At 64.9% G+C, this 25,369-nt stretch carries 19 protein-coding genes, 1 tRNA gene, 3 pseudogenes and 2 riboswitches; of the genes and pseudogenes, 10 read left to right on the forward strand and 13 right to left on the reverse strand.

Annotated features, from left to right (window positions below):
• Positions 1–55 precede the first annotated feature (55 nt).
• The 8 genes from AQ611_RS01960 to AQ611_RS01995 form a co-directional block, all read right to left on the reverse strand.
• On the reverse strand, positions 56–1,444 hold the full coding sequence (locus AQ611_RS01960) for an L-serine ammonia-lyase (protein ID WP_069233593.1): 1,389 nt from the start codon (positions 1,442–1,444) through the stop codon (positions 56–58).
• Between the two features lie 32 nt (positions 1,445–1,476).
• Positions 1,477–2,595: an alginate lyase family protein gene (locus AQ611_RS01965; RefSeq protein WP_069233594.1), complete on the reverse strand. Its 1,119-nt coding sequence runs from the start codon at positions 2,593–2,595 to the stop codon at positions 1,477–1,479.
• A 154-nt stretch (positions 2,596–2,749) separates the two neighbouring features.
• A complete protein-coding gene (gcvP, locus tag AQ611_RS01970; RefSeq protein ID WP_069233595.1) occupies positions 2,750–5,680 on the reverse strand; it encodes an aminomethyl-transferring glycine dehydrogenase in 2,931 nt (976 codons plus the stop codon).
• Positions 5,681–6,084: 404 nt separating this feature from the next.
• Positions 6,085–6,465: a glycine cleavage system protein GcvH gene (gene gcvH, locus AQ611_RS01975; RefSeq protein WP_059516936.1), complete on the reverse strand. Its 381-nt coding sequence runs from the start codon at positions 6,463–6,465 to the stop codon at positions 6,085–6,087.
• A gap of 103 nt (positions 6,466–6,568) precedes the next feature.
• Positions 6,569–7,687 carry a glycine cleavage system aminomethyltransferase GcvT gene (gene gcvT / locus AQ611_RS01980; protein ID WP_069233596.1) on the reverse strand — a complete coding sequence of 373 codons (1,119 nt, stop codon included), beginning with the start codon at positions 7,685–7,687 and terminating at the stop codon, positions 6,569–6,571.
• Between the two features lie 101 nt (positions 7,688–7,788).
• Positions 7,789–7,925, reverse strand: a riboswitch (glycine riboswitch).
• Positions 7,926–7,962: 37 nt separating this feature from the next.
• Positions 7,963–8,073, reverse strand: a riboswitch (glycine riboswitch).
• A gap of 150 nt (positions 8,074–8,223) precedes the next feature.
• A complete protein-coding gene (locus tag AQ611_RS01985; protein WP_059517882.1) occupies positions 8,224–8,589 on the reverse strand; it encodes a hypothetical protein in 366 nt (121 codons plus the stop codon).
• A gap of 131 nt (positions 8,590–8,720) precedes the next feature.
• The gene (locus AQ611_RS01990) at positions 8,721–9,773 is read right to left on the reverse strand and encodes an oxidoreductase (RefSeq protein ID WP_069233597.1); all 1,053 of its coding nucleotides are present in this window, start codon (positions 9,771–9,773) and stop codon (positions 8,721–8,723) included.
• 189 nt (positions 9,774–9,962) lie between these two features.
• The gene (locus tag AQ611_RS01995; RefSeq protein ID WP_069233598.1) at positions 9,963–10,670 is read right to left on the reverse strand and encodes an SGNH/GDSL hydrolase family protein; all 708 of its coding nucleotides are present in this window, start codon (positions 10,668–10,670) and stop codon (positions 9,963–9,965) included.
• A gap of 278 nt (positions 10,671–10,948) precedes the next feature.
• On the opposite strand from AQ611_RS01995, the gene AQ611_RS02000 reads away from it, so the two are divergent.
• Positions 10,949–13,039 (forward strand): UvrD-helicase domain-containing protein, encoded by a 2,091-nt coding sequence (locus AQ611_RS02000; RefSeq protein ID WP_059516928.1) that lies wholly within the window; start codon positions 10,949–10,951, stop codon positions 13,037–13,039.
• 104 nt (positions 13,040–13,143) lie between these two features.
• Here the strand turns inward: AQ611_RS02000 and AQ611_RS02005 are convergent, their stop codons facing one another.
• Positions 13,144–14,040: a c-type cytochrome gene (locus AQ611_RS02005; protein ID WP_069233599.1), complete on the reverse strand. Its 897-nt coding sequence runs from the start codon at positions 14,038–14,040 to the stop codon at positions 13,144–13,146.
• A 285-nt stretch (positions 14,041–14,325) separates the two neighbouring features.
• On the opposite strand from AQ611_RS02005, the gene AQ611_RS02010 reads away from it, so the two are divergent.
• Positions 14,326–14,401, forward strand: a tRNA-Arg gene (locus tag AQ611_RS02010).
• A 76-nt stretch (positions 14,402–14,477) separates the two neighbouring features.
• Here the strand turns inward: AQ611_RS02010 and AQ611_RS24330 are convergent.
• From AQ611_RS24330 to AQ611_RS02020, 3 genes and pseudogenes are all read right to left on the reverse strand, one after another.
• Positions 14,478–14,846: pseudogene (locus tag AQ611_RS24330) on the reverse strand (tyrosine-type recombinase/integrase); the annotation flags it as partial.
• Between the two features lie 30 nt (positions 14,847–14,876).
• Positions 14,877–15,120 (reverse strand): annotated as a pseudogene (locus AQ611_RS25290) (GPW/gp25 family protein); the annotation flags it as partial.
• On the reverse strand, positions 15,117–15,299 hold the full coding sequence (locus AQ611_RS02020; RefSeq protein ID WP_069233600.1) for a hypothetical protein: 183 nt from the start codon (positions 15,297–15,299) through the stop codon (positions 15,117–15,119). The pseudogene AQ611_RS25290 and the gene AQ611_RS02020, both read right to left, overlap by 4 nt.
• Positions 15,300–15,527: 228 nt before the next feature.
• Between AQ611_RS02020 and AQ611_RS25295 the strand changes: the two genes are divergently transcribed.
• Both AQ611_RS25295 and AQ611_RS26020 read left to right on the forward strand, forming a co-directional pair.
• On the forward strand, positions 15,528–16,775 hold the full coding sequence (locus tag AQ611_RS25295) for a hypothetical protein (protein ID WP_146011769.1): 1,248 nt from the start codon (positions 15,528–15,530) through the stop codon (positions 16,773–16,775).
• Positions 16,776–16,868: 93 nt separating this feature from the next.
• Positions 16,869–17,195 carry a hypothetical protein gene (locus tag AQ611_RS26020; RefSeq protein WP_197517123.1) on the forward strand — a complete coding sequence of 109 codons (327 nt, stop codon included), beginning with the start codon at positions 16,869–16,871 and terminating at the stop codon, positions 17,193–17,195.
• 200 nt (positions 17,196–17,395) lie between these two features.
• Here the strand turns inward: AQ611_RS26020 and AQ611_RS26585 are convergent.
• A pseudogene (locus AQ611_RS26585) lies at positions 17,396–17,666 on the reverse strand (phage virion morphogenesis family protein); the annotation flags it as partial.
• 498 nt (positions 17,667–18,164) lie between these two features.
• Between AQ611_RS26585 and AQ611_RS02030 the strand changes: the two are divergent.
• The 6 genes from AQ611_RS02030 (at position 18,165) to AQ611_RS02055 (ending at position 25,276) form a co-directional block, all read left to right on the forward strand.
• Entirely contained in the window at positions 18,165–18,698 is a 534-nt protein-coding gene (locus tag AQ611_RS02030; RefSeq protein ID WP_180978126.1) for a GNAT family N-acetyltransferase, read from the forward strand.
• A 410-nt stretch (positions 18,699–19,108) separates the two neighbouring features.
• Complete coding sequence (locus AQ611_RS02035; protein ID WP_069233603.1) at positions 19,109–20,914, forward strand: methyl-accepting chemotaxis protein; 1,806 nt, start codon at positions 19,109–19,111, stop codon at positions 20,912–20,914.
• Between the two features lie 693 nt (positions 20,915–21,607).
• The gene (locus AQ611_RS02040; RefSeq protein ID WP_102720123.1) at positions 21,608–22,252 is read left to right on the forward strand and encodes a CsgG/HfaB family protein; all 645 of its coding nucleotides are present in this window, start codon (positions 21,608–21,610) and stop codon (positions 22,250–22,252) included.
• A gap of 41 nt (positions 22,253–22,293) precedes the next feature.
• On the forward strand, positions 22,294–22,671 hold the full coding sequence (locus tag AQ611_RS02045) for a DUF4810 domain-containing protein (protein WP_069233605.1): 378 nt from the start codon (positions 22,294–22,296) through the stop codon (positions 22,669–22,671).
• A gap of 9 nt (positions 22,672–22,680) precedes the next feature.
• On the forward strand, positions 22,681–23,355 hold the full coding sequence (locus AQ611_RS02050; RefSeq protein WP_069233606.1) for a DUF799 domain-containing protein: 675 nt from the start codon (positions 22,681–22,683) through the stop codon (positions 23,353–23,355).
• A gap of 235 nt (positions 23,356–23,590) precedes the next feature.
• Entirely contained in the window at positions 23,591–25,276 is a 1,686-nt protein-coding gene (locus tag AQ611_RS02055) for an acid phosphatase (RefSeq protein ID WP_069233607.1), read from the forward strand.
• The last annotated feature ends 93 nt before the right edge of the window (positions 25,277–25,369 follow it).

Raw genomic sequence — 25,369 nt, forward strand, 5'->3', positions numbered from 1 at the left:
GGGGCAGCAGCCGGGCCGCGCATGCGCACCCGGCGTTGGGCGGGCGATGCGCGCTTCAGCACTCGACGATATTCACCGCCAAGCCGCCGCGCGACGTTTCCTTGTACTTCGTTTTCATGTCCGCGCCGGTTTCTCGCATCGTCTTGATGACGGAGTCGAGCGACACATAATGGCTGCCGTCGCCGCGCAGCGCCATGCGCGCGGCGTTCACCGCCTTCACCGATGCCATCGCGTTGCGCTCGATGCACGGAATCTGCACCATCCCGCCCACCGGATCGCAGGTGAGCCCGAGATTGTGCTCCATGCCGATCTCGGCGGCGTTTTCGACCTGTTGCGGCGTGCCGCCCAGCACGGCCGCGAGCGCGCCCGCCGCCATCGAGCACGCGACGCCCACTTCGCCCTGGCAACCCACTTCCGCGCCTGAAATCGAGGCGTTCAACTTGTACAGAATGCCGATCGCCGCGGCCGTCAGCAGGAATTCGATCACGCCTTGATCGTTCGCGCCGGGCGTGAAGCGCGTGTAGTAGTGGAGCACGGCGGGAATGATGCCCGCCGCGCCGTTGGTCGGCGCGGTGACGACACGGCCGCCTGCCGCGTTCTCTTCGTTGACGGCGATTGCGTACAGGTTGATCCAGTCGACCATTGACAGCGGGTCGCGCAACGCTTGCTCCGGGTTGCCGGTAAGCGTTCGATAGAGCTGCGGCGCGCGGCGCTTGACCTGGAACGGGCCGGGCAGGTTGCCGTCGGCATCCGGATTGCCGATGCCGCAACCGCGCGCGACGCACGATTGCATCACATCCCAAATCTTGAGAAGGCCCGCGCGCGTCTCGTCGTCGGAATGCCAGACGCGCTCGTTTTCCCACATCAGTTGCGCGATCGACTTGCCGGTCGACGCGGTGAGCGCGAGCAACTCGGCGCCGGTGCGAAACGGATGCGCCATCTGCTCGACCGCGCCCAGCACCTTCGTATTGGGCGCGCCGGCGGTGACGACGAAACCGCCGCCGACCGACAGATAGGTGGATTCACGCAGCACCGCGCCGCTCGCGTCGGTCGCGACGAGCTTCATCGCGTTCGGATGCTCGGGCAGCGCCTGCCGGTAGAACGCGATGTGCTCCTTCGGCACGAACGTCACCGCATGCGTGCCGAGCAGCGCGAGCGTCTTCGAGGTGCGCACCGTTTCGAGCCGCGCGGCGATCGTCGCCGGATCGACCGTATCGGGGGCATCGCCCATGAGGCCGAGCATCACGCCGCGATCGGTGCCGTGGCCCTTGCCCGTCGCGCCGAGCGAGCCGTACAGCTCCACCTTGACGCCGGCCGTCGCGGCGAGCAGCTCGTCGCGCTCGAGCGCTTGCGCGAACATCAATGCGGCGCGCATCGGCCCGACCGTATGCGAACTCGACGGGCCGATACCGATTTTGAAAAGATCGAACACGCTGACTGCCATGAGATTTCCTGACTTGCTGAATATTGCGGGGATCACCGCGCCGGCAGTGGCAGGCACGCGGCGAGCCAAGCGGGCGGCATCGGGGAAAGTTGTTGTGCGACGCTTGCATAGCGGCCGTCCAGGCGCGCGGCGAGATGGAACAGCTCGGCGGCGCTCTTCGGCTCCCATTGGCCCGAGTAGCCGGGCAGGCCAGCTTCGCGGCGTTTCGCGTCGAACGGCACCGGCGAATGGACGAATTCCTCGTGCGTTTTCTCGCCGCGCGCATACGGCACGAGCCAATCGAGCGCGGCGGCCAGTGTCGCGCCGTTCGCCGCGCGCTCGCGCAGCCAATTGCGGTTGAAGCGCCGCGCGGCGAGCGCGGCGCTCACGAGCGGCTGCAGATCGTAGAGCGCGTAGTGCAGCGCGTCGCGCTCGACGAAATCGTAGGTCGTGCCGTCCGGCTCGATGTTGTCGCCGAGATGCTCGACGAACAGGCGCTGCGCGGCGTTCATCATCTTGCGGTCGCCGAGCGTGAACGCGGCCAGCGCGATCAGCTTGATCCGGTGGCTCTGCCAATTGTTGCGCCACGTGTGCATCAGCGGACGCTTCTGCGCGTCGATCTGCTGCACGTAGCCGCTGCCGAGCTTGGCGATGAACGCCGCCGCGGCGTTGCGCGTCTTCACCGGCAGCACGCTCGCCGTCATGTCGTATGCGAGGATCAGGCTTTCGAAGCGCGTTTCGTCGATCGGGTTGTAGCTCGGCTGATATGTCGTCACCCACGCGAACAGGAAGCGGTCGACGAGCGCGAGGTAGCGCGCGTCGTTCGTCACGCGCCACGCGAGCGCCGCATCGCGCATCAGTTCCATGTCCTTCAGCGCGTCGGCGCTTTGATCGTAGATGCCCTCGTGCGGCAGCGTGCCTTCGGTATGCACGCGCGGCATCGCCTTCGGCGGCTCGTTGACGCGCGCGTCCACACTGCGGATCAGCGCCTGCACGCCCGGTTCCGCCTGCGTCGTTTCGCTGCTTTGCATCGCGGGCGCGGCGCAGAAATTCATCGCCGCCCGCGCGGGATGGGCCAGGATCAACGCCGCGTAGGCCACGAGCGCCGGCGCGAACGCGCGAAAGCGCGGCTGCGGCGCGCGCGCGAGGCCCGGATACATCTGACGCACCATGCGGAACTCCTTTGTTGGCTGGATCGCGGTACGAGATGTTAGCCGGACTTGCCGGCGAATGGGGGCGCGCGCCATCCGAAACGGCGGAGGCGAACGGCGCGGCGTCATCGGCAGCATTGCAAAACCGGCGCGGCCGGGCCGCCGCGCCGCCGCATCAGGCGTAATCCGCTACCGGCACGCACGCGCAGAACAGATTGCGATCGCCATACGCGTTGTCCGCCCGGCCGACGGGCGGCCAGTACTTGTTCGCCGACAGCGACGCGACCGGATACGCGGCCTCCTCGCGCGAATACGCGTGCGGCCATTCGTTCGCCGTGACGACGGCGGCCGTGTGCGGCGCGTGGCGCAGCGGGTTGTCCTCGCGGTCCGCGCGGCCTTCCTCGATCGCGCGGATTTCGTTGCGGATCGCGATCATCGCGTCGATGAAGCGGTCGAGTTCCTCTTGCGATTCGGACTCGGTCGGCTCGACCATCAGCGTGCCCGGTACCGGGAAGCTCATCGTCGGCGCGTGAAAGCCGTAGTCCATCAGACGCTTCGCGACGTCGTCGACCGTGATGCCGCTCGTCTCCTTGATCGGCCGCAGATCGAGAATGCACTCGTGCGCGACGAGCCCGCCCGGGCCCGAGTACAGCACCGGATAGTGCGGCGCGAGACGCTTCGCGATGTAGTTCGCGTTGAGGATCGCGGTTTCGGTTGCCGCAGTGAGGTTTTGCGCGCCCATCATCGCGATGTACATCCACGAGATCGGCAGGATCGATGCCGAACCGTATGGCGCGGCCGACACCGCGCCGATGCCGGCTTCGTCGCGCGCGTAGCCGGTGGAGCGCTGATTCGGCAGGAATTTCGCGAGATGCGGGCCGACCGCAACCGGGCCGACGCCCGGGCCGCCGCCGCCGTGCGGGATGCAGAAGGTCTTGTGCAGGTTCAGGTGCGACACGTCGCCGCCGAACTGGCCGGGCGCGGTCAAGCCGACCATCGCGTTCATGTTCGCGCCGTCGACGTACACCTGGCCGCCGTGCGCATGCACGATCTCGCAGATCTCGCGCACGTTCTGCTCGAACACGCCGTGCGTCGACGGGTACGTGATCATGATGGCCGCGAGATCCCTCGCGTGCTGCTCGGCCTTCGCCTTCAGATCGGCGATGTCGACGTTGCCTTGCGCATCGCACGCGACGACCACCACCTTCATCCCCGCCATCTGCGCGGACGCCGGATTCGTGCCGTGCGCGGACGCCGGAATCAGGCACACGTCGCGATGGCCTTCGCCGCGCGATTCGTGATAGGCATGAATGATCAGAAGGCCCGCGTACTCGCCTTGCGAGCCGGCGTTCGGCTGAAGCGACACCGCCGCGTAGCCGGTTGCCGCGACGAGCATCTGTTCGAGCTGGTCGATCATTTCGCGGTAGCCGAGCGTCTGCTCGGCGGGCGCGAACGGATGGATGCGGCCGAACTCGGGCCACGTGACGGGCAGCATCTCCGACGTCGCGTTCAGCTTCATCGTGCACGAGCCGAGCGGGATCATCGAGCGGTCGAGCGCGAGATCCTTGTCCGACAAGCTGCGCAGATAGCGCAGCATTTCCGTCTCGGAATGATGGCGGTTGAACACCGGATGCGTCAGATACGCGCTCGTGCGCTCGAGGCCCGCGGGCAGCGCGGGCACGCCCGGCAACTGCGCGTCGAGCGCGTCGACGTCGGGCGCGGCCGCGCCGCCTGCCGCCTGCGCGAAGATGTCGAGCAGATCGGCCAGATCGGCGCGCGTCGTGGTTTCGTCGACCGATACGCCGACTTGCGTGTCGCTCACGCGGCGCAGGTTGATGCGCCGCGCGTTCGCGAGTTCGTGGATGCGTGCGGTGCGCGCGCCCGTGTCGATCGTCAGCGTGTCGAAGAACGTGTCGTTGACGCTTGCGTAGCCGAGCGTTTTGACGCCTGCCGCGAAGAGCGCCGCGATGCGGTTCACGCGCAGCGCGATCGTCTTCAAGCCGCGCGGGCCGTGATAGACGGCGTACATGCTCGCCATGATCGCGAGCAGCGCCTGCGCGGTGCAGACGTTCGACGTCGCCTTCTCGCGGCGGATGTGCTGCTCGCGCGTTTGCAGCGCGAGGCGCAGCGCGGGCTTGCCCTGCGCGTCGACCGTCACGCCGACGAGGCGCCCCGGCATCTGCCGCTTGAATTCGTCACGCACCGCGAGATACGCGGCGTGCGGGCCGCCGAAGCCCATCGGCACGCCGAAGCGCTGCGAGTTGCCGACCGCGACGTCCGCGCCCCATTCGCCGGGCGGCGTGAGCACGGTAAGCGCGAGCAGATCGGCCGCGGCGATCACATGGCCGCCCGCCGCGTGGATGGCGTCGGCGAGCGCGCGGTAGTCACGCACGTCGCCGTTGGCGCCCGGATACTGGAGCAGCACGCCGAAGGCGCCTGCGTGCGCGGCGTCGGCGGCGGGGCCCGTCTTCACTTCGATGCCAGCGGGCTTCGCGCGCGTTTTGACCACTTCGAGCGTTTGCGGCAGGACGTCGTCGGCCACGTAGAACACGTTCGATTGGGGTTTGCCGGCGCGTTGCAGCAGCGTCATCGCCTCGGCGGCGGCGGTTGCCTCGTCGAGCAGCGACGCGTTCGAGACGGCCAGGCCCGTCAGATCGATGATCATCTGCTGGAAGTTCAGGAGCGCCTCCAGCCGGCCCTGCGAGATTTCCGGCTGGTACGGGGTGTACGCGGTGTACCACGCCGGATTTTCGAGCACGTTGCGCAGGATGACCGCGGGCGTATGCGTGTCGTAATAGCCTTGGCCGATGTACGAGCGGAACACCTGGTTCTTGTCGGCGAGCGCGCGCAGCGCGGCGAGCGCTTCCGCCTCGCTCTTCGGTTGGGCGAACGGGCCGAGCGGCAACGCGCCGGCGCGGCGGATCGGCGCGGGAATCACCGCGTCGATCAGCGCGGCGCGCGACGCGAAGCCGAGCGCGTCGAGCATGGCTTGCTGGCTGGCGGCGTCAGGGCCGATGTGGCGCTCGGCGAACGCGTCGTGCGTTTCGAGCGCGGCAAGCGAGAGGGGCGTGCGGTTCATCAGACGATCCGGGTGTTCGAGCTTCATGACAGTCCTTGTCGGCCAGAGTTAGCGCTTTAGCGCTTAGTCTGGCCCCATGCTTCGCGGTCGGCCAGAGTCGGCGCTTTGGCGTTTAGTCTGGCTCCATGCTTTGGGTCGGCCAGAGTTGGCGCTTTGGCGTTTAGTCTGGTCCCATGCTTTGGGTTGGCTAGAGTTGGCGCTTTGGCGTTTAGTCTGGTCCCATGCTTTGGGACAGCCAGAGCCGGCGCTTTGGCGCTTAGCCTGGTCCCGTGCTTTGGGGCAGCCGGAATTGGCGCTTCGCCGCCGCTCCGGCTTCCTGCTTTGCAGCCGGCTGGAGCCGGCGCGCCGGCTTTGGCTCCGGCTCTGGCCGCACGCGGCGCGCTGCCCGTTGCTGCCAAGCCAGCGCGCCACGCGGTCCGTAAATGGTTGGGTCAGCCGACCAATTTCGTGTACGCGGCGGCGTCGAGCAGGCCGTCGGTCGACGCGTCGGCCGACAGCTTGATCTTGAAAAGCCACGCGCCGTAAGCATCGCTGTTCACGGCTTCCGGCGTGTCGACGGCGTCCGCATTGACGGCGACCACCTCGCCCGACACGGGCGAATAGATGTCCGACGCGGCTTTCACCGATTCGACGACGCCAACGGCATCGCCTGCCTTCACCTGCTTGCCGACGGACGGCAACTCGAGAAAGACGATGTCGCCAAGCGTGCTCTGCGCGTGATCGGTGATGCCGATCGTCAGCGTGCCGTCGGCTTCGGTGCGGATCCACTCGTGTTCGTCGGTGTATTTCAGATCGGCCGGGACGTTGCTCATCGGATACTCCTGAATAGAAAGGGTGTGATTCTTTGCTGCGGCGCACCGTGGCGGCGCGCCGGATATCGTTTCGCCGGGCGGTGCGCGGCCCGGCCCGTTGCCGTTACGCGACGAGCACCTTGCCGTTGCGCACGAACGGCAGTTTTACCACGCGTGCGGGAAGTTGCTTGTCGCGGATCTGCACGTGCACGGTGTCGCCAATGGCGACTGCCTTCGGCACGCGCGCGAACGCGATCGACTCCTGCATCGACGGCGAAAACGTGCCGCTCGTGATCTCGCCGTCGCCATGCGGCGTGAGAACCTTTTGATGCGCGCGCAGCACGCCGCCCGCGCGGCCGTTTTCCTTTTGCAAAACGAGGCCGACGAACGCGGCGCGCGAGCCGTTGGCTTCGAGCGCGTCGCGGCCGACGAATGCGCGCGGCGTCGAGAGATCGACGGTCCAGGCGAGGCCCGCGTCGAGCGGCGACACCGTGTCGTCCATATCCTGGCCGTACAGGTTCATGCCGGCCTCCAGGCGCAGCGTGTCGCGCGCGCCGAGTCCGCACGGGCGCACGCCGTTCGCGATCAGCGCGTTCCATAGGGCGTCGACGTGCGCGGCGGGGACGATGATCTCGAACCCGTCCTCGCCCGTGTAGCCGGTGCGCGCGACGGTGAGATCGCCGAACGGCGTGCCCACAACCTGCGCGGCGTTGAACGGCTTGAGTTCGCTTGTCGCCGCGCGCGCGGCGGGCACCGTGTCCCACACCTTGGCGCGCGCATTCGGCCCCTGAACCGCGACGATCGCGAAATCGCGGCGCGGCGCGATCGTCACGCCGAAGCGTTGCTCGTCGTTGAGCCGGTTGAACCACGCGATGTCCTTGTCGGCGGTGCCGGCGTTGACGACGACGCGGAAGAATTCCTCGGTGAAGTAGTAGACGATCAGATCGTCGATCACGCCGCCTTGCGGGTTCAGCAGGCACGAGTACAGCGCGCGGCCGGGTGTCTTGAGCTTGTCGACGTTGTTGGCGAGCGCATGCTCGAAGAACGCGCGCACGCGCGCGCCGGTGAAATCGACGACGCACATGTGCGAGACGTCGAACATGCCGGCATCGGTGCGCACGGCGTCGTGCTCGTCGATCTGCGAGCCGTAGTTGACGGGCATATCCCAGCCGCCGAAATCGACCATGCGGGCATTGAGGGCACGGTGCGCGGCGTGAAGCGGAGTGGTTTTGAGAGCGGTCATCGGGATCTCGGGCAGCGTGACCGGGTTAGGCCCGGCCGCGAAAACAAAACGGCAAGTCGGCGATCGCCGGCGCTCGATGCTGCTTGGCGGCCTGCGATCCTGAATGCCCCTCTGTCCTCGATACCTGAGAGATTGCGCAGCGAAATCGCTTCGGCTTGCGCGCGCCCCTTCGGTGGGCAGCCTGTCGGCGCCGCGCGATGCGCGCGCCTGGCTACTGCCGCTCTCCAGAGTGCGAAGACTGCCCGACGCCGTCACGGCTTGCGGCAGGTAGATTCTTCGACGCGGCCGGTCCTTTTGCCTGAGAGTTTGCGGGTGTGCCCCTTCGGCGGCGCGGCAAGCCATCCGATCGACGAACGATGTGCCGCACGCTCTCCCGACGCGTGCGGGCGAATGTACGCGAGCGTGAATGGGTTGTCAATTTGGACAAATCAATGTCGCTTCGCGGCAAGCGGGCCGGCAACGCGCAATGGGATTGGGAGGCAAGATGTGCGGCCCGGCCCGGCCCGGTGCGCGCGCGGCGGCCGGCTGCCGGATGCTTACTCGCCGATCGCGCGCGCGGCGGTGTCGAGTTCCTGGTTCAGCACGCGCTGCTCGTCGCCGGACAAGCCGCCGCCGTGCTGCGCCGCCATGTCCGACGACTCCTGGCGGATCACGTCGAGCCGGCGATGCAGCGCCGCGCCGGTCGGCGGCGGATAGTAGCCGGCGTTCACGCGCGCGTCGATGCGGCGGCTCAGATTGTCGATACGGCCCTGGATCTGCTGCATCCGTTCATATCCGACCACCTGGGGGCTCGGGCGGGGTGCCGGCGCGGGACGCGGCGCCGGCGGCGGCGCGACGACACACGCCGCGAGCGACGAGACGAGGGCGCAGCATGCCGCCGCGCGGATCAACCGGTGATGCATTGCATTCTCCTGAGTGTCGACGTGCCGATGCCGGGCAAGCATGACAGGAACGGTCCGGACCCTCGATACGATGACACTCGGTGCGAATTGTTTGTAACGGTTTTTGACATTGGGCGCGGCGGCCCGGGCCGTCAAATCGTTGCGCGGACGAACGGCACGCGCCGGCCTTCGCGTTCGCTGCGCTCGGCCAGCTCGATGACCGTCATCACGTCGACGGCATCTTGCGCGGCGACGGGAACGGGCGCGCCGTCGTGGATCGACGCGGCGAGCGCGCGATAGAACTCCGCGTATTGGCCGTCGAGCGTCGGCACGGGGCGCTCCACCTCGAGTTCGCCGTCGAGCCCGCGCAGCACGCCGGGCGGATTGCCGCCGCCGAACGGCACGTCGTCGGGCGTCAGGCCCGCCTTGAGCTGATCTTCCTGCGTGTCGAGACCGTACTTTTGATAGCCGCCCTGGGTGCCGAGAACGGTGAAGCGCGCGGGCTCGATCGCGGCGAGCGCGCTCGCGTGCAGCACGACCTCCTTGTCCGGATAGCCCAGCAGCAGATGAACGAAATCGGCGGCGTTGCCGCCGTCGCGGCGTGTTTTGATCGACGCGCTGACGGTGTCGGGCACACCGAACAGCACCAGCGCCTGGTCGATCAGATGCGGGCCGAGGTCGAACAGCAGCCCGCCGCCGCGCGCCGCTTCCTCGCGCCAACGCGTGCGCACCTGCGGGCGGAAGCGGTCGAAATGCGATTCGAAATAGGTGATGCGGCCAAGCTCGCCGCTTTCGATCAGCTTGCGCAGCGTTAGGAAGTCGCCGTCCCAGCGGCGGTTGTGGAACGGCGCGAACACGCGCTCGCGCGCCACGGCAAGGCGGGCGAGCGCGAGCGCATCGGCGGCCGTCAGCGTGACCGGCTTGTCGACGACCACATGCTTGCCCGCTTCGAGCGCGCGCTTGGCCAAATCGAAGTGGGTGTCGTTCGGCGTCGCGATCACGATGCATTCGACGTCGTCGAGCGCGGCGAGCGCGTCGAAATCCGGCACGACCGCCACGCCGGGATACGCGGCCTGCGCGCGCTGCGGCTGGCCGGTCGCGATCGCCGCGATGTGCGTGCGGCCGCTGTGAGCGATGACGGGCGCGTGAAACGTCGCGCCGGCGAAACCGAAACCCATCAAACCAATCTTGAGCGTTGACGACATGAACCGATCCTGTCTGCTTGCGAAATGAGAGCGCCGCGGCTTGAGCGTCGATTGAACGCCGGGCGGCAGCGAGCGGCTATTGTGGCATGACAAATAAGGGGCGCAACGGTTGCGCCGGGTTTTGCCGCGACGTTGGCCGGACGATATAAGAGGCGGGGCCGCGCCCGTGCGTGCCGCACCGCGCGCGCGTCAGCGCTCGAGCCGGCGCCTGAGCGCGACGGCAGCCTGATCGGCCCATCGCGCGCAGGCTTGCGCGCCCGGATGGAAGCCGTCCGATGCGATCGCATCGGGCGCGAGCGGTATTTCGACCGGCAGGAACTCGCACGCGCGCTGCCCGGCGGCCCAGCGGCGCAGTGACGCATTGAGCCGCTTCGCGCGCAAGCCGAGATACCACCTGAGCGGCTGCGGCAGCGCCGGCAGGCGATGCATCGGCGGCACGGCCGACAGCATCACGTGCGACGCGCCGAAACGCGCCGTCAGCAGGGCGACGAGCGCGGCCTGCCGGTCGCGCCAGCGGGCGGGCGAAACACCGGCCGTTACGTCGTTGACGCCGAGCGACGTGACCACTGCGTCGAAACGCGCGGCGGGCTCGGCGGCGAGCCAGTCGAGCGCGTCCTGCGTCGTCGCGCCGGTGCGCGCGATGAGCTTCCATTCGACGCGGTAGAACGGCGCGAGCGCGCGCACGAGCTGCCCGGCGAGCGCGTCGGATTGCGTCGCGACGCCGACGCCCGCCGCGGCCGAATCGCCGAGCACGAGCAGACGCAGCGTCGGCCCGTCACCCTCGGCGCCGCTGCGCGGCCCGCCGGCTTCCGCCAGGCGCGGCGTCACGCGCCGCACGTAGCGGCCTTGCGCGAGCAGCAGCGGGCCGAGCGCGGCGGTGGCGAAGTGGTATCCCATACGGCGTGAGGGGCGATGTGAGTGAAGGGCGTGCGCGATGATAGCAGTGCGAGTGCTTACTCTGGCGTTGCCGCGCCGGGCGATGGGACGGGATGCGGGGCGCGACGCCCGCCTCTTCGCACCGTCGCGCGCGATCAAACGTCTGCCGCCGCCGTGTTAACATGCGCGTCCCGCGAGCCGTTCTTCGAGCGCGCCCCGCCGCCGTTTCGCGCGCGGCGCGCCGTCGTGCCCGCCGCCATCCGGCTTCGCCGCCGCCAACCGCAACACCATTCGCCATCATGTCCGCAGGCCTGAATCCCGCTCAAAGCGAAGCGGTGCGCTATCTCGACGGTCCCTGCCTCGTGCTCGCCGGCGCGGGCAGCGGCAAGACCCGCGTCATCACGCAGAAGATCGCGCACCTGATCGAGGCGAAAGGCTTCGAGCCGCGCCATATTGCCGCCGTCACGTTCACGAACAAGGCCGCCGCCGAAATGCGCGAGCGCGTGGGCAAATTGCTCGAAGGCAAGACGCTCACCACTCCCGGCAAGGAAGGCCGCAAGGTGCCCGTCAATCAGCTGACGGTCTGCACGTTCCATTCGCTCGGCGTGCAGATCCTGCGCCAGGAGGCAGAGCACGTCGGTCTGAAGCCGCAGTTCTCGATCATGGATTCGGACGATTGCTTCGGCATGATCCAGGAGCAGATCGGCACGACCGACAAGGGTCTGATCCGCAAGATCCAGAACATCATCTCGCTGTGGAAAAACGGCCTCGTCACGCCCGAGCAGGCGCTGGCGATCGCGGCGAACGAGGACGAGCACCAGGCGGCGCTCGTCTACCGCAACTATGTCGCGACGCTGCACGCGTACCAGGCCGTCGACTTCGACGATCTGATCCGCCTGCCGACCGAACTGTTCGCGAATAACGAACCGGTGCGCGAGCGCTGGCAGAACAAGCTGCGCTACCTGCTGATCGACGAGTATCAAGACACCAACGCGTGCCAGTACGAACTGCTGAAACTGCTCGCCGGCCCGCGCGCCGCGTTCACCGCGGTCGGCGACGACGACCAGGCGATCTACGGCTGGCGCGGCGCGACGCTCGAAAACCTCGCGCAGCTCGGCAAGGATTTTCCGAAGCTGCACGTGATCAAGCTCGAGCAGAACTACCGCTCGACCGTGCGAATCCTGAGCGCGGCGAACAACGTGATCGCGAACAACCCGAAACTGTTCGAGAAAAAGCTGTGGTCCGAGCACGGAATGGGCGATTCGATCACCGTCACCCCGTGCAATGACGAGGAACATGAGGCCGAGTCGGTCGTGTTTCGCCTGAGCGCGCATAAGTTCGAGCGGCGAACGCAATTTCGGGATTACGCGATCCTGTACCGCGGCAATTTCCAGGCGCGGATCTTCGAGCAGGTGCTGCGGCGCGAGCGCATTCCGTACGTGCTGTCCGGAGGCCAGTCGTTCTTCGACAAGGCCGAGATCAAGGATCTGTGCGCCTACCTGCGCCTGATCGCGAACGCGGACGACGATCCCGCGTTCATCCGCGCCGTCACCACGCCGCGCCGCGGCATCGGCAACACGACGCTCGAGGCGCTCGGCGCGTTCGCGGGGCAGGCGAAGGTGTCGCTGTTCGAGGCGGTTTATATGGGCGGAATCGAGGCGCGGCTGTCCGCGCGGCAAGTCGAGCCGCTCAGGATGTTCTGCGACTTCATCCAACGCCTTGCCGAGCGCGCCGACAAGGAGCCCGCGACCGTCGTGCTCGACGACATGATGGAGGCCATCCACTACGAAGCGTATCTGTACGACACATACGACGAACGGCAGGCGCAGACGAAGTGGCAAAACGTGCTCGAATTTCTCGAATGGCTCAAGCGCAAGGGCACCAAGCCCGACACGCAAGAGGCGCCCGACGGCGACGCCGACGGCTTTCACAACGCGGACGGCCTCGCGGATACCGGCAAGAACCTGCTCGGGCTGATCCAGACGGTCGCGCTGATGTCGATGCTCGAGGGCAAGGAGGAGAATCCGGATGCGGTGCGGCTGTCGACCGTTCACGCGTCGAAGGGGCTGGAGTATCCGCACGTATTTCTGGTCGGCGTCGAGGAGGGAATCATGCCGCACCGCGGCGGCACCGAAGACGACGGCCCGATCGACGACGAGCGCATCGCGGAAGAGCGCCGGCTGATGTATGTCGCGATCACGCGCGCGCAACGCAGTCTGCATCTGAACTGGTGCAAGAAGCGCAAGCGCGCGCGGGAAACGATCGTCTGCGAGCCGTCGCGCTTCATCGCCGAAATGAACCTGGACGACGCGCCGCCGCCTTCGCCTGAAGAAGCGCCGATGACGCCGAAAGACCGTCTCGCGAGTTTGAAGGCGTTGTTGCAGAAGTAAGGGCGCGTAAGCGCACAGGCAGGCAACGCCAGCGTTTGGGCCGCGGACAATTGCCAGCGGCCGGACCTTGCCGGGCCGCTCGCGGGCGGCCCGGCGGTAAGCGCCTATTTTACGGCGTTGACCATGTAATCGACGGCGGCCTTCACGTCGGCGTCAGACGCGTTCGACCCGCCTTTCGGCGGCATCGCCCCCTTGCCGTGCAACGCGAAGTTGTAGACGGTGTCCATCGAATCCTTCAGGCGCGGCGCCCAGTCGGCCTTGTTGCCGAATTTCGGCGCGTTCAGCACGCCGTTTGCGTGACACGCCTGGCAAGTCGATTCGTACAGCGCCTGGCCGGCCGACGCCGAGCTTTCGGCGCTCTTGCCGGCGGCAGGCGCGTCGCCTGGCTTCGGTATCGCCGCGATCGCGGCCATGGCCGCGGCGGCTTGCGCATTGGCGGCCGATGCGTCGGACGCGCCCGGCGCAGCCGCAGCGCCCGAGGCCGGCGCCGCGTTCGCGGCAGGCTGAGCCGGCTCGGCGAACTTCGCGCCGCCTTGATTGGCCATATAGACGACCGCGCGCGCGATCTCGTAGTCGCTGTAGTCGTCCGGGTTCGTGCCGCCGCGCGGCGGCATAGCGCCTTTGCCGGTCAACGCGATATGCAGCACTTCGTCGTAGCCGGCGGTGATCCGCGGCGCCCATGCGGCGGCGTCGCCGAACTTCGGCGCGCCGGCCGCCCCGGTGCCGTGACAGGTCACGCATACGGCCTTGTAGACTTCCTCGCCCGTCTTGTAGACGCGCGGCGCGTTCGCATCCTTCACGCTGACCTGCGCGACGGGCGCGATGCGCTTCGCGACGGCGTCGTCGGACAGGCCGTCGGTACCGGCGCCCGTGCGGAACGCGTGATTGGCGTAAGAGGCGAATAGAACGATGATTGCGATCGGAATCGCAAACGAGGCGATGACAACTGCGATGAGTTGCCCGGGGGTCTTGATGGGGGCTTCGTGGGGTGCTTCGCTCATGCTTGCCTCGTCTCCATGAATAAGAATTGTGAGCGGTACGGCAATGAATGGCTGATGCTGTCGGGTGAAGCTCGGACGATTATAGACGGAACGTTTACATAGCGGCGAGCGGGCGAACTGCGCGTGTTTACCCGCACGGTGCCTGCGACCGGCATGCAGATCATGTGAAGGAGGCGGGGCAAGCGCGGTGGCAGGCGTGCAACGGTGGACGGTCTGGCTGAAACAAGGTATTCTCTCGGTCTTGCCAAAGCTGTGGCTTTTTTGGGGCCGCAGCACTTCTCTAAAGCGCCCGTAGCTCAATGGATAGAGTACTGCCCTCCGAAGGCAGGGGTTGCTGGTTCGATCCCAGCCGGGCGCGCCAAGTCTGACAAGCCTCTCAGCGATTTCACCCGTCTCCCCGCCTTACTCGGTGTAGCTAAAGTACACCTACGCTGCCGTTATCCGGTCATCCGCATTGCCTCTCGTTCCGCTGGTACCGGCATCGGGATTACCGCCGCGACGGGCGTGTGCGGCGTCACCCACTGCGCGAGATGGTCGGCCGAGAGATGCGCGTATCGTTGCACCATCTCCAGCGTTTCCTATCCACCGAGCTCCTTGAGCACCTGCAGCGGTGTACCGCGCTGCCCATACCAACTCGCCCACGTGTGCCGCAGATCGTGCCAGCGGAAGTCGCGGATGCGGGCGCGCTTCAGTGCCTTGCACCAGCTGGCCGTCATGGTTTGATACACCGGCCGGCCCTGGTAGGCGAGCACGCTGTCGACGAACTCGGGCGCACGTTTCTTCGCGCGCTGGCACGGCAGGACTTCGCGATAAGCGCTCTCCTGTAAGACCTTCGTGGCCACAAGCTGCACGCGGGTGACGGTCACGCGCGGTTCCCGGCGCATCAGGGTGGTGGTGACAGCCGCGTACAGGGAATCCGCGTCGCGCCGTTGGTCGGTGCGTCGATCAGCTCAGGCAGCTCGGGGCCGAGCGATCGGCGCTGGATGCACGAGCCGAGCGGGGTCGTGAAAATCCGGCTGACTGCGACAGGTGGTCGACGCCGGAAATCGCGCGTCCGGTGACGGCGTTTATGCCTTTCATGCGTCATTCCGAATCGACTTCGACATGCGCGCGAATTCGCGTTGCGTCCGGTGCGGGTGCTCGACGAGACTGACACCGCTCGCAGTTACGTCGCCCGTGAAGTCGGCGCGGCCGTCGATTTTCATCGCGGCGCCGCCCTTGCCGTTCATGCCGGATTTGAAGGCGAACGGGCCTTTCACGAGAATTGCGCCTTCGCGCGCGTCGGTACATCCAGGCGAATAAGAATTCTTGAAAAAAATGGTGAAACGAACTAAATATTTGTTGTTGCCCGTTTCTTATCCAATCGAGTTTATGCAAACCGAGCATGAATTCCAGTATTTGAGAATTGGTGTTCGTTGAAACCTAGCAATTGCCGTGGCTAATCAAGTCGGCCAATTCATGCCATAGGGTTTGAACAGGGGGAATTTATGCTAACCACTATCAAATGGATAAAGCTGAATTTATTACCTGTTTTGGCTTGGGGCACATTTGCAATCGGTATTGTCGACTCGACTCAAGCAGCGACCATCATTAATGAAGGAAATGCTGCAGGAATTCAATGCGAATCAATAGGTGTGAACAATACTGGTAGTGTGGTCGGCAATTGCATGCCGAGCAACGCTAATAATCCAGTCCAGGCGTGGGTCGCACTCAAACCAGGAAGCGAAATTTCTTTACCTCCGCTTGTACCTGGGCAGCCGTGCCTGGTGGGTACGATCAGCAATTCAGGCCTTATCACAGGTGAATGTGAGAGCGCGAATGATGTGTGGTTTGCTGTTACTTGGATGGCGACTTCCACCCCTGCTGCTCCGACAAAACTTGAGCCGCTATCTGGCTTAGTGGGATTGGGGGCCGATGTTAGTACCCACCTTGCGGCTGCCAGTGAATTAGGGGTGGTTGTCGGGCAAAGCGAAAGTGTGACGGGAAATCGTACAGCTGTCATGTACGCTGCCAATAGCAAAACACCAATCTCCGTATCTAGCCCTGGCGATAATTGTTCGCCAGTGGACGTCAACGATACGCCCGTCAATGGTGGCTTGCCAACCGTCGCTCTGAATTGTCCCAATGCAAGTGGCACGACAACTGCTTCATATGCGCAAAATAACGGGATACTTGGGGCATTTACCATTACCGCGCTTCCTCTGCCGGCTAATGCTACTTATTGCACAGTGACTTCTGTCAATAACAAAACTCAATTTGCCGGCACATGTCATTTTTCAGCGCCGGATTTACCGAAAGCGGCATTCTGGGCCGGGCCAACCAGTGCTCCGCAGTTACTCACTCTCGCAAATTTTCCGCGTCACTCGGCCTTTGCGTTGAACAACCTTGGGCACGTGTTGGTAACGTATGAAAATTCAAACGGGCAAAGCAGTACCGGTTTTTGGGACCCGGCCTCCCATACCTTATCGTTCATTCAACCGTTGCCGGGCGGTACTAGTGCTCTCCCAGCCGCGCTTGCTCGCGATGCCGATAAGGCACTGCTGAACAGTGAAGTGACTGGCCAACATTGGGAATGCGAAGTTTGGTCGCTTTCGGGGGGCGCAATCGCAGAGGGATTCGAGGGTGGGGGACTCAATGATAGCTGCGATGCTATATCGAACAATGGAATGTACGCTACGGGTGTCGCCGAGAATAGCAGCGAGAACCTGGATGCAACTTTGGCGATCATCCCCTGAGCACCGTCGTGATTTATTGATTCGGGCTTCATCGGTATTGGTTGTCTTCTTCAGAGCAACTGCTCCACAGTGCTTGAGCATAGGAGATGGAAAATGTATGCATCCGATGCAAAAAATCATAGATGCAACAAATATGTGGCGCGACCAATAGTAATGTTAGTGGGTATATGTATTATTTTGATGATGGAATATCACTCTGTGTATGCGACACCGATCCACGGTAGAGATCAAGGTAAGTGTGATTCAAGCCGCCATCGGATGAGCGAATTAGCGGGAAGTGTTGAGCGTGCTCGTGCAAAAGGAAAAGAATTTACAAAGTTATGTCAGACATATCTTAATTCGGCTAGAGCATGGAGGCCTGAAGCATTGAAGGACTGCCGCGGTTTGCAAGGGGATGTCGTAAGCGCAGGTTTTTGTTGATATTTTAGGTGCCCGCCTACTTTTCGTGCTTGGCCGGCAATGATGTAAAATCTGTTTCGGGATGCCGGCGAAAATCGAAGAAGTAGTTATGCAATATATAAACTATTTTCTTGAGCGAATTCAAGGGAGTATAAATCTGACAAGCCGATATTCTAAACGCGAAATTATCGAAAAATGGCAAATTGGCTATTAATACTTTTTTAGTATACTTCCTTGCGAGTTTTAATTTGGCGGTTGAAGTAGTGCATTAACCGATCCCGGACGAACTCCTGATCTTCCTTGGCCAAGCCGGGCACGACGCGAACCGGGTATTGTGCGAGCGGTCCGCCCGGATCGACCGACGCTTTCGGTCCTCCTGGTGGATGCGCACGATGCGCAACAGGCGAGAGGCGAGCCGATCGCGAGCTTGGCGCCGTCAACGTCGATCTTCAGATATCGCGTGGTGCGCAGCTTCCGAAACATCGCCACTCGCGATTGCGCGTTTGACATGCGGCAATCATGTCGCCTTCGGCGGCACGGCGTGCCCATGCAGCCGAATGATCGACTGCCATTCAGTCGCAGCGGTTGCGTCGGCTGAAGGTTGCCCCCTGTCGGTAATGCAGTCGGGATGCCGCACGATTGGTGGTTAGACCGTGCAGGTGAATCAGACTTATGGAACCCTTGGGATGCGCGTTTTTCTGAAAAATACGCTGCCTGCCCACCCACGATAATCGACGACTGCGCGCGACAACGAATCAGACAATCGAAAGCGAATGATCGGTTCGAACGTAACCGGATGCGCCCAAGCCATTCTTTTCATTCGCTTTCAATCATTCTATTGGGCTGTGCCGCCGGAATTCAGCCATTTCAACCATCCCGGCCGCCGTCTGGCTATTCCTGTATCTTTCCGGAATGATTGCGATAGACGGCGTCCGCATTCCGGCCGTTGTCGAATGCTCCGCGCACAGCCTGCCCACCTTACGGCTCATCATGCACGACGCCTATCTATTCGAAACGCCGCGGCTTCACGTCCGCCGCTGGCGCGCTGACGATCTCGGCGCATTGCTGACCGTGTATGGCGACGCCGAGGCGATGCGCTGGGTCGGCGACGGCGTCGCGTTGACCGAAGCGGATTGCGTTCGCTGGCTGGCGGTCACGGAGCGCAACTACGCGCAACGCGGCTATGGCATGTTTGCCGTCGAGTTATTGGCCGACGCTACGGTTATCGGCTTTTGCGGCCTGGTTCATCCCGGCGGCCAGGACGACGCCGAATTGAAATATGCGTTCCGGCGTGAGCATTGGGGCCACGGCTATGCGACCGAAGCGGCCGCGAGCACGCTGCGCCACGGCCGCGATGCATTCGGCCTGAGCACGATCATTGCCACGGTCATGCCGCAGAATTCGGCTTCGCTTGGCGTGTTGCGCAAGGCAGGCATGCAGCGTATCGAGGATCGGATCGAAGCCGACGGCAGCGCAACGGCAATGTTCGTTTGGCGTTCGCCGGCTATCGGCAAAGGTCGGTAATGCGACGTTCAGCCGGCGTTCGCACAAAGGCATTCGCCCAAGCCGGGATCGCGCTTTCGTGTATTTTTGATCGAATTGGGCTCGCGGCGGCCGAAGCCGGGCGATTTGCCCCGGCATTTAGTGCGAGGGCGATTCGTGCATTCACATAAAACCCGTCAGCTTTGCATTTCGAATTTGAGCGGCGGCGCGGGTTCGCGCCCGGGCGAGTCGGAATCAATAAAATAATCAAGCAGTTAAAGCAGAAATCGAAAATCCGCCCGCCGCCGCGAATCACGCGCGGCCTTCGGCGCGGGCCGTTCTTCCGCCGCCGGCGTCACAAAAGAGTCACGGTCATCTGTCGCGCACGGGTCAAGTCCCCCGGCCCTGCTGCCGTAAACCGTAGGATTCGCACCCTTCCAACGTCGCCTGCCATGCTTTCCTCGATTCGCTCCCGCATCCTTGCCGCGTGCGTTGCCATTGTCGTCGGCGCGCTTGTTGTCAATACTGCGCTCAATTATGCCGTCGCGAGCCGCTACAACCGTGATGCCATTCGCCAGAATCTCAGCGCGGTATTGACCGGGCATCAGACGGGCATTGCCGATTGGGTCGCCTCGAAGACGCAGCTGGTGGTGTCGGCCGAAGACGCGGCATTGACGCCCGACCCGGTCCCGGCGCTGAAATTGATTGCCGCCGCGGGCGGTTTCACGAACGTCTACGTCGGCTATGCGGACAAGACCGCGAAGTTCTCCGACGCATCCGGCATTCCCGCCGACTACGATCCGACCAGCCGGCCGTGGTACACGCAGGCCGTGCAGGCGGGCAAGCCGGTCGTGACGCCGCCCTACGTGGATGTCGGAACCGGCAAGCTCGTCGTCGCGTTCGCCGCGCCGATCGTGCGCGACGGCGTGCTCAAGGGCGTCGTGTCCGGCGACGTCGCGATGGACAGCGTGATCGCGAACGTCAAGGCGATCCACCCGACGCCCGGAAGCTTCGGGATGCTCGTCGATCGCGGCGGCCGCATTGTCGCGCATGCGGATTCGAAGCTCACGCTCAAGCCGGTCAACGAGCTGTCGGACGACCTGAGCGTCGAGAGCCTTGCCGCGTCGTCGGCTGACGATGGCGCGGAGCCGGTCGTCGCGCACGTCGCGGGGGCGGCGAAGCTGATGCGCGCACGCGCCGTGCCGGGCGCGGACTGGCTTGTCGTCGTCGCGCTCGACAGGGCGGATGCGATGGCTGGCATGCATTCGACGCTCTTCACGTCGATCGGCGCGCTGGTGCTGCTCGCCGCCGTCGCGGCGGCGATTGTCGGCGCGGTGACGGGCGTGGCGTTCAAGGGGCTGGCGCGCATTCGCGATGCGATGGAGTCGATCGGCTCCGGCACGGGCGATCTGACGCAGCGGCTGCCCGACGCGGGGCGCGACGAGGTCGCGCAGATCGCGCGCTCGTTCAACGCATTCGTCGGCAAGCTGAACGACGTGATGCGGATGATTCGCGACGCGAGCGAATCGGTGCGGCACGCGGCGAGCGAGATCGCGTCGGGCAATCACGATTTGTCGCGTCGCACGGAATCGGCGGCGGCGAGCCTTGAGGAAACGGCCGCGTCGATCGAGGAGATCACGTCGACGGTCACGCAATCGGCGAGCGCCGCGCGTCAGGCCAACGATATCGCGACGAGCGCGGCGTCGGTCGCGTCGCGCGGCGGCACGGTCGTGGCCGATGTCGTGACGACGATGCGCGAGATCGAGGGCGCGTCGGGCAAGATCAGCGACATCATCGGCGTGATCGACGGCATCGCGTTCCAGACCAACATCCTTGCACTGAATGCGGCGGTCGAAGCCGCGCGCGCGGGCGAGGAAGGGCGCGGCTTCGCGGTGGTCGCCGGCGAGGTGCGCACGCTCGCGCAGCGCAGCGCGCAGGCGGCCAAGGAAATCAAGGCGTTGATCGATTCGAGCGTGTCGAGCGTGTCGGCGGGCGCGACGCTCGTGCAACAGGCCGGCCAGACGATGGACGACATCGTGGGCACCGTCTCGAACGTAACGTCGATCATGCGCGACATCTCGAACGCGGCCGACGAGCAGACGCGCGGAATCCAGGAAGTGAATCGCGCGGTCGCGCAGCTTGACGAGATGGTTCAGCAGAACGCGGCGCTCGTCGAGCAATCCGCGGCGGCCGCCTCTGCGCTCCAAACCCAGGCGGCGGAACTGGCCGACGCGGTGGGGCGGTTCAAGGTTGCGTGAAGCGGTGCGCGTACCAGCCGCAAGGGTGTCGCCGTGCGGAGCGACTTCCGGCACGGGCCTGATGTCAGGTTTGGCCGGAACTTCATGTGCGTACCGGCAGGGCAGGACCGGAGCGTGGCGGCGGCCCGACATCGGCAATTTTCTGTTGTCGCGCGGCACCGATTGCCGTTATCGTTGCATCGAATGATAACTATTGCATGTCGCGGGAATAAATTGACAGCAAATAACAACAGACCATGCCTGGATACGTCCGGGTACCGGGGGGCGGCGAACATTGGCGGGCCGGCGCGAAGCGCGGCAGGCCGACCGGTTCGCCGTCATGCGTTTGCGCGCGCTGCCGCGCATGCCCACACGTCCGCCGCGAATCGCGCAACCGCACGATTCGCCCATCCCCTTTCACCGCTTATCTGACGCATCTGACGCTTCACTGCGCGTGGCCACGCGTTCGCTTCACGTGAAGCGGGTAGCGGGACGCACGCACGGCCGGTGCCGTCCGTCATGCGAGCCGTCGCATGCGTTGCGCCGGTGTTTTCCACGCGCCGGATAGACCGGCGAATGGACGGCGCCGCGTTGCTTGTCGTTCACGCATGCCGGCAGGCGGCACCCCGCCGGCGGCGTCGCCCGCTCGTTTTTTGGCTCTTTCCCTGGAGGACTCATCGTTTGAAAACTTCAAAATCCTATGTGACGCTGCTCATGACGGCTGCCGCCGTCGCGCTTTGCGCTTGTGCCACCGAGGAGTCGCGCACGCTCGCCGTGCCCCCGACGCCTAGCGCGCAAAAGCCGTATGCGGGCAAGCCGGTTCAGATCGCGGTCGGCAAGTTCGACAACCGCTCCAGCTACATGCGCGGCATCTTCACCGACGGCGTCGATCGCCTCGGCGGCCAGGCCAAGACGATTCTCGTCACCAAGCTGCAGCAGAGCCGCCGCTTCAACGTGCTGGATCGCGAAAATCTCGACGAGATCAAGCAGGAAGCGGCCTTTCTGAAGCAGCGCCAGAACGTGAAGGGCGCGCATTACGTCGTGACCGGCGACGTGACCGAGTTCGGCCGCAAGGAAGTCGGCGATCAGCAGCTGTTCGGCATTCTCGGGCGCGGCAAGAGCCAGATCGCTTACGCGAAGGTGAATCTCAACGTCGTCGATACGGGCACGTCGGAAGTGGTCCTGTCGAGCCAGGGCGCCGGTGAATACAGCTTGTCGAACCGCGAGATCATCGGCTTTGGCGGCACGGCCGGTTATGACTCGACGCTCAACGGCAAGGTGCTCGATCTCGCGATTCAGGAAGCCGTCGATCATCTGGCCGAACAGGTCGACTCCGGCGCGCTTGCGTCCGGCAAATGAACGGCGCGAGCCGGATCGTTCCATCCATCGACTCATCAACCATGACAACGAAGAAAAAAAAATTCAGCACGGCAGCATGCGTGCCGGTGACGGCCGCTGTTGCGCTGCTGACGGGGTGCGCGGCGAATCAACCGAAGCCGCTTTATCAGTGGGACGGCTATCAGCCGCAAGTCTACGAGTACTTCAAGGGGCAAAAGAGCCCGGAAGAGCAGATCGGCGCGCTCGAGCAGGCGCTGCAAAAGATCCGCGCGAAAGGCAACCGGCCGCCGCCCGGTTTCGAGGCGCATCTGGGCATGCTGTATGCCGGCGTCGGCAAGGAGCAGCAAGCCGTGCAGGCGTTCGAGGCCGAAAAGGAAGCATTTCCCGAATCGGCGGCCTACATGGACTTCCTGCTGAAGAAGAAATCCAAACAACAATAAGGATCCGCGATGCTCAAGTTCATTTCCGCAAGACTGCTGTCGGCCGTGTCCGTGCTCGTGCTGCTCGCTGCATGCGCGGCGCCGGCGCAGCATGTCGATTACACCGCGTTCAAGAAGAGCCAGCCGCGCTCGATCCTGCTGCTGCCGCCGCAAAACGACACGTCGGACGTGAAGGCGACCTATGGCGTGCTGTCGCAAATGACGTTGCCCGTGGCCGAGGCGGGCTATTACGTCGTGCCCGTCGCCGTGATGGAGGAGACCTTCAAGCAGAACGGGCTGACGAATGCGGCCGACATCCAGACGGTGCCGGCCGCGAAGCTGCGCGAGATTTTCGGGGCGGACGCGGCGCTATACACGACGGTGACCCAGTACGGTTCGGTCTACACGATTCTCGACAGCACGACGGCCGTCGCAGCATCCGCGAAGCTGGTCGATCTGCATACGGGCGACGTGCTGTGGCAGGGCATCGGCCGGGCAACCGGCAAGGAGTTGGGCGGCAACGTGAACGTCGGCGTGGGCGGGCTGATCGGCGCGCTCGCGCAGGCGGCGATCAAGCAGATCGCGCATACGCTGACCGACGAAGCGGTGGATGTCGCCGGGCTGACGAGCAGCCGCCTGCTGTCGGCCGGCCAGCCGGGCGGGCTGCTGTACGGCCCGCATTCGCCGAAGTACGGGACGGACTGACGCGGCTCGGCGCCGTCGGCGCAGGCCCAACGCGCCCCGGCAGTGCAATCGGCAGGCCGGGCTGCGTTGGGCTGGTGCCGGCGGGGCGGCCACGGCCGCCGGCATCGGCCACCGCTTGCGATTTCATGGGCTTTTGCGCCGGGTTTGCCGAAGGTGACGCGTTATAGTCACGAATGTGTCATTTTTGTGACGATGCACGACCGACCCCGATGACAAACCAGAACAAGGAGCAGCCGTGACCGACCCGCATTCCCCGTCGACCCAGCGTCCCGATCTTCCCGCCGACGATCTTCCGAATGATCCCGAGCGCCGCCGCATACTCGGCGGCATCGCCGCGCTCGGCGCAAGCGTCGCGCTGGGCGGCTGCGAGACGAACGCGCAGGCCGAGCCGCGCTCGACCGAAGATCTGCGGCTCGACGCCGCGCTGCGTCAGCAAGTGCGCAACATTGTCGTGATCTACGCGGAAAATCGCAGCTTCGCCAATCTATTCGGCGATTTTCCGGGAGTACGGCATCCGTTGCGCACCGTGCCGCCGCCGCGCTACATCCAACTCGACCGCGACGGCAAGACGCCGCTGCCTGCGCTGCCCGCGATCTGGGGCGGCCTCGTGCCGCAGGCGCAGGTTGTCGACGGCAAGCGCTACATGATCGGCGAGGGCGACATCACGGGGCTGCCCAACGCGCCGTTCGTGATTCCCGACGCGCAACGCAGGCCGCTGCCGAACGGCGTCATCACGCGCGATTTGTGGCATCGCTTCTATCAGAACCAGATGCAGATCAACGCGGGGCGCAACGACCAGTTCGTCGCTTGGGCGGATTCCGGCGCGCTCGTGATGGGTCATTACCGGAACTCGGCCGACACATTGCGGCTCTGGAGCCTCGCGCGGCAATACACGCTTTGCGACAACTTTTTCATGGCCGCGTTCGGCGGCTCGTGGCTGAACCACATCTTCCTGATTTCCGCGCAAGCGCCGCTTTATCCGGACGTCCACATGAGCCCGGCGAAGCATCTGGTGTCGGTCATCGAAGGGGACGACCCGACGGGCACGCGGCTCAAGCTCGCGGCGGATTCGCCCGCCTCGGCGCTCGATGGCCCGCCGAAGTTCGAGAACGACGGGCTGTTCACGCCGGACGGCTACGCGGTGAACACGATGGCACCGCCGTATCAGCCGAGCAGCGTGCGGCCGCCCGTGGACGGCGATCCGGCTTATGCCGATCCGTCCGACCCGCGCGTGCTGCCGCCGCAACGTTACGCGACGATCGGCGACCGATTGTCGGAGAAGGGTGTCGACTGGGCGTGGTATGGCGGCGCATGGCAGTACGCGCTCGAGCATCGCGACACGGGCGCGGTGCCGGATTTCCAGTATCACCATCAGCCGTTCAACTATTTCGTGAACTATGCGCCAGGCACGCAGGCGCGGCGCCGGCATCTGCGCGACGCGGGCTTGGGCGACGATCCGTCGACCAACCGCCTGATCGCCGACATCGATGCCGGCCGCCTGCCCGCCGTTACGTTCTACAAGCCGCAGGGCAATCTGAACATGCATGCGGGCTATGCGGACGTCGAATCGGGCGACCGGCATATTGCGACCGTGATCGACCATATCCGGCGCGGCCCGCAATGGGCGCATACGGTCGTGATCCTGACGGTCGACGAGAACGGCGGATGGTGGGACCCGGTCGCGCCGCCGAAGGGCGACCGCTGGGGGCCGGGTTCGCGGATTCCTGCGCTCGTGATTTCACCGTTCGCCAAACAGGGCTATGTGGACCATACGCTGTACGACACGAACTCGATTTTGCGTTTCATCTCGCGCGTGCACGGGTTGAGGCCGCTCGACGGTGTCGCGTCGCGCACGCGCGCGTTCGTGGCCCGCGGCGAAGTGCCGCCGGGCGATCTCACCGCGGCGCTCGATCTCGGCTGACGCAGAGGCAGCGGTGCGCGGTCGGCGGCGTGCCGCCTTTGCCGAGGCAGCCTTTGCGTTATCGGGCGCGCCGGTTTCAGCCGCCTGAGCGGT

The organism is Burkholderia singularis, from assembly GCF_001718875.1.
Lineage (GTDB): Bacteria > Pseudomonadota > Gammaproteobacteria > Burkholderiales > Burkholderiaceae > Burkholderia > Burkholderia singularis.

Excerpts from the sequence above, each read along its gene's own strand:
- AQ611_RS02050 (WP_069233606.1), top strand. The coding sequence starts at position 22,681 with ATGCTCAAGTTCATTTCCGCAAGACTGCTGTCGGCCGTGTCCGTGCTC.
- AQ611_RS26020 (WP_197517123.1), top strand. The coding sequence starts at position 16,869 with ATGTATGCATCCGATGCAAAAAATCATAGATGCAACAAATATGTGGCG.
- AQ611_RS25295 (WP_146011769.1), top strand. The coding sequence starts at position 15,528 with ATGCTAACCACTATCAAATGGATAAAGCTGAATTTATTACCTGTTTTG.
- AQ611_RS02030 (WP_180978126.1), top strand. The coding sequence starts at position 18,165 with ATGCACGACGCCTATCTATTCGAAACGCCGCGGCTTCACGTCCGCCGC.
- AQ611_RS01960 (WP_069233593.1), bottom strand. The coding sequence starts at position 1,444 with ATGGCAGTCAGCGTGTTCGATCTTTTCAAAATCGGTATCGGCCCGTCG.
- gcvH (WP_059516936.1), bottom strand. The coding sequence starts at position 6,465 with ATGAGCAACGTCCCGGCCGATCTGAAATACACCGACGAACACGAGTGG.
- AQ611_RS01990 (WP_069233597.1), bottom strand. The coding sequence starts at position 9,773 with ATGTCGTCAACGCTCAAGATTGGTTTGATGGGTTTCGGTTTCGCCGGC.
- AQ611_RS01965 (WP_069233594.1), bottom strand. The coding sequence starts at position 2,595 with ATGGTGCGTCAGATGTATCCGGGCCTCGCGCGCGCGCCGCAGCCGCGC.
- AQ611_RS02000 (WP_059516928.1), top strand. The coding sequence starts at position 10,949 with ATGTCCGCAGGCCTGAATCCCGCTCAAAGCGAAGCGGTGCGCTATCTC.
- AQ611_RS01985 (WP_059517882.1), bottom strand. The coding sequence starts at position 8,589 with ATGCATCACCGGTTGATCCGCGCGGCGGCATGCTGCGCCCTCGTCTCG.
- gcvP (WP_069233595.1), bottom strand. The coding sequence starts at position 5,680 with ATGAAGCTCGAACACCCGGATCGTCTGATGAACCGCACGCCCCTCTCG.
- AQ611_RS02035 (WP_069233603.1), top strand. The coding sequence starts at position 19,109 with ATGCTTTCCTCGATTCGCTCCCGCATCCTTGCCGCGTGCGTTGCCATT.
- AQ611_RS02045 (WP_069233605.1), top strand. The coding sequence starts at position 22,294 with ATGACAACGAAGAAAAAAAAATTCAGCACGGCAGCATGCGTGCCGGTG.
- AQ611_RS02005 (WP_069233599.1), bottom strand. The coding sequence starts at position 14,040 with ATGAGCGAAGCACCCCACGAAGCCCCCATCAAGACCCCCGGGCAACTC.
- gcvT (WP_069233596.1), bottom strand. The coding sequence starts at position 7,687 with ATGACCGCTCTCAAAACCACTCCGCTTCACGCCGCGCACCGTGCCCTC.
- AQ611_RS01995 (WP_069233598.1), bottom strand. The coding sequence starts at position 10,670 with ATGGGATACCACTTCGCCACCGCCGCGCTCGGCCCGCTGCTGCTCGCG.
- AQ611_RS02040 (WP_102720123.1), top strand. The coding sequence starts at position 21,608 with ATGACGGCTGCCGCCGTCGCGCTTTGCGCTTGTGCCACCGAGGAGTCG.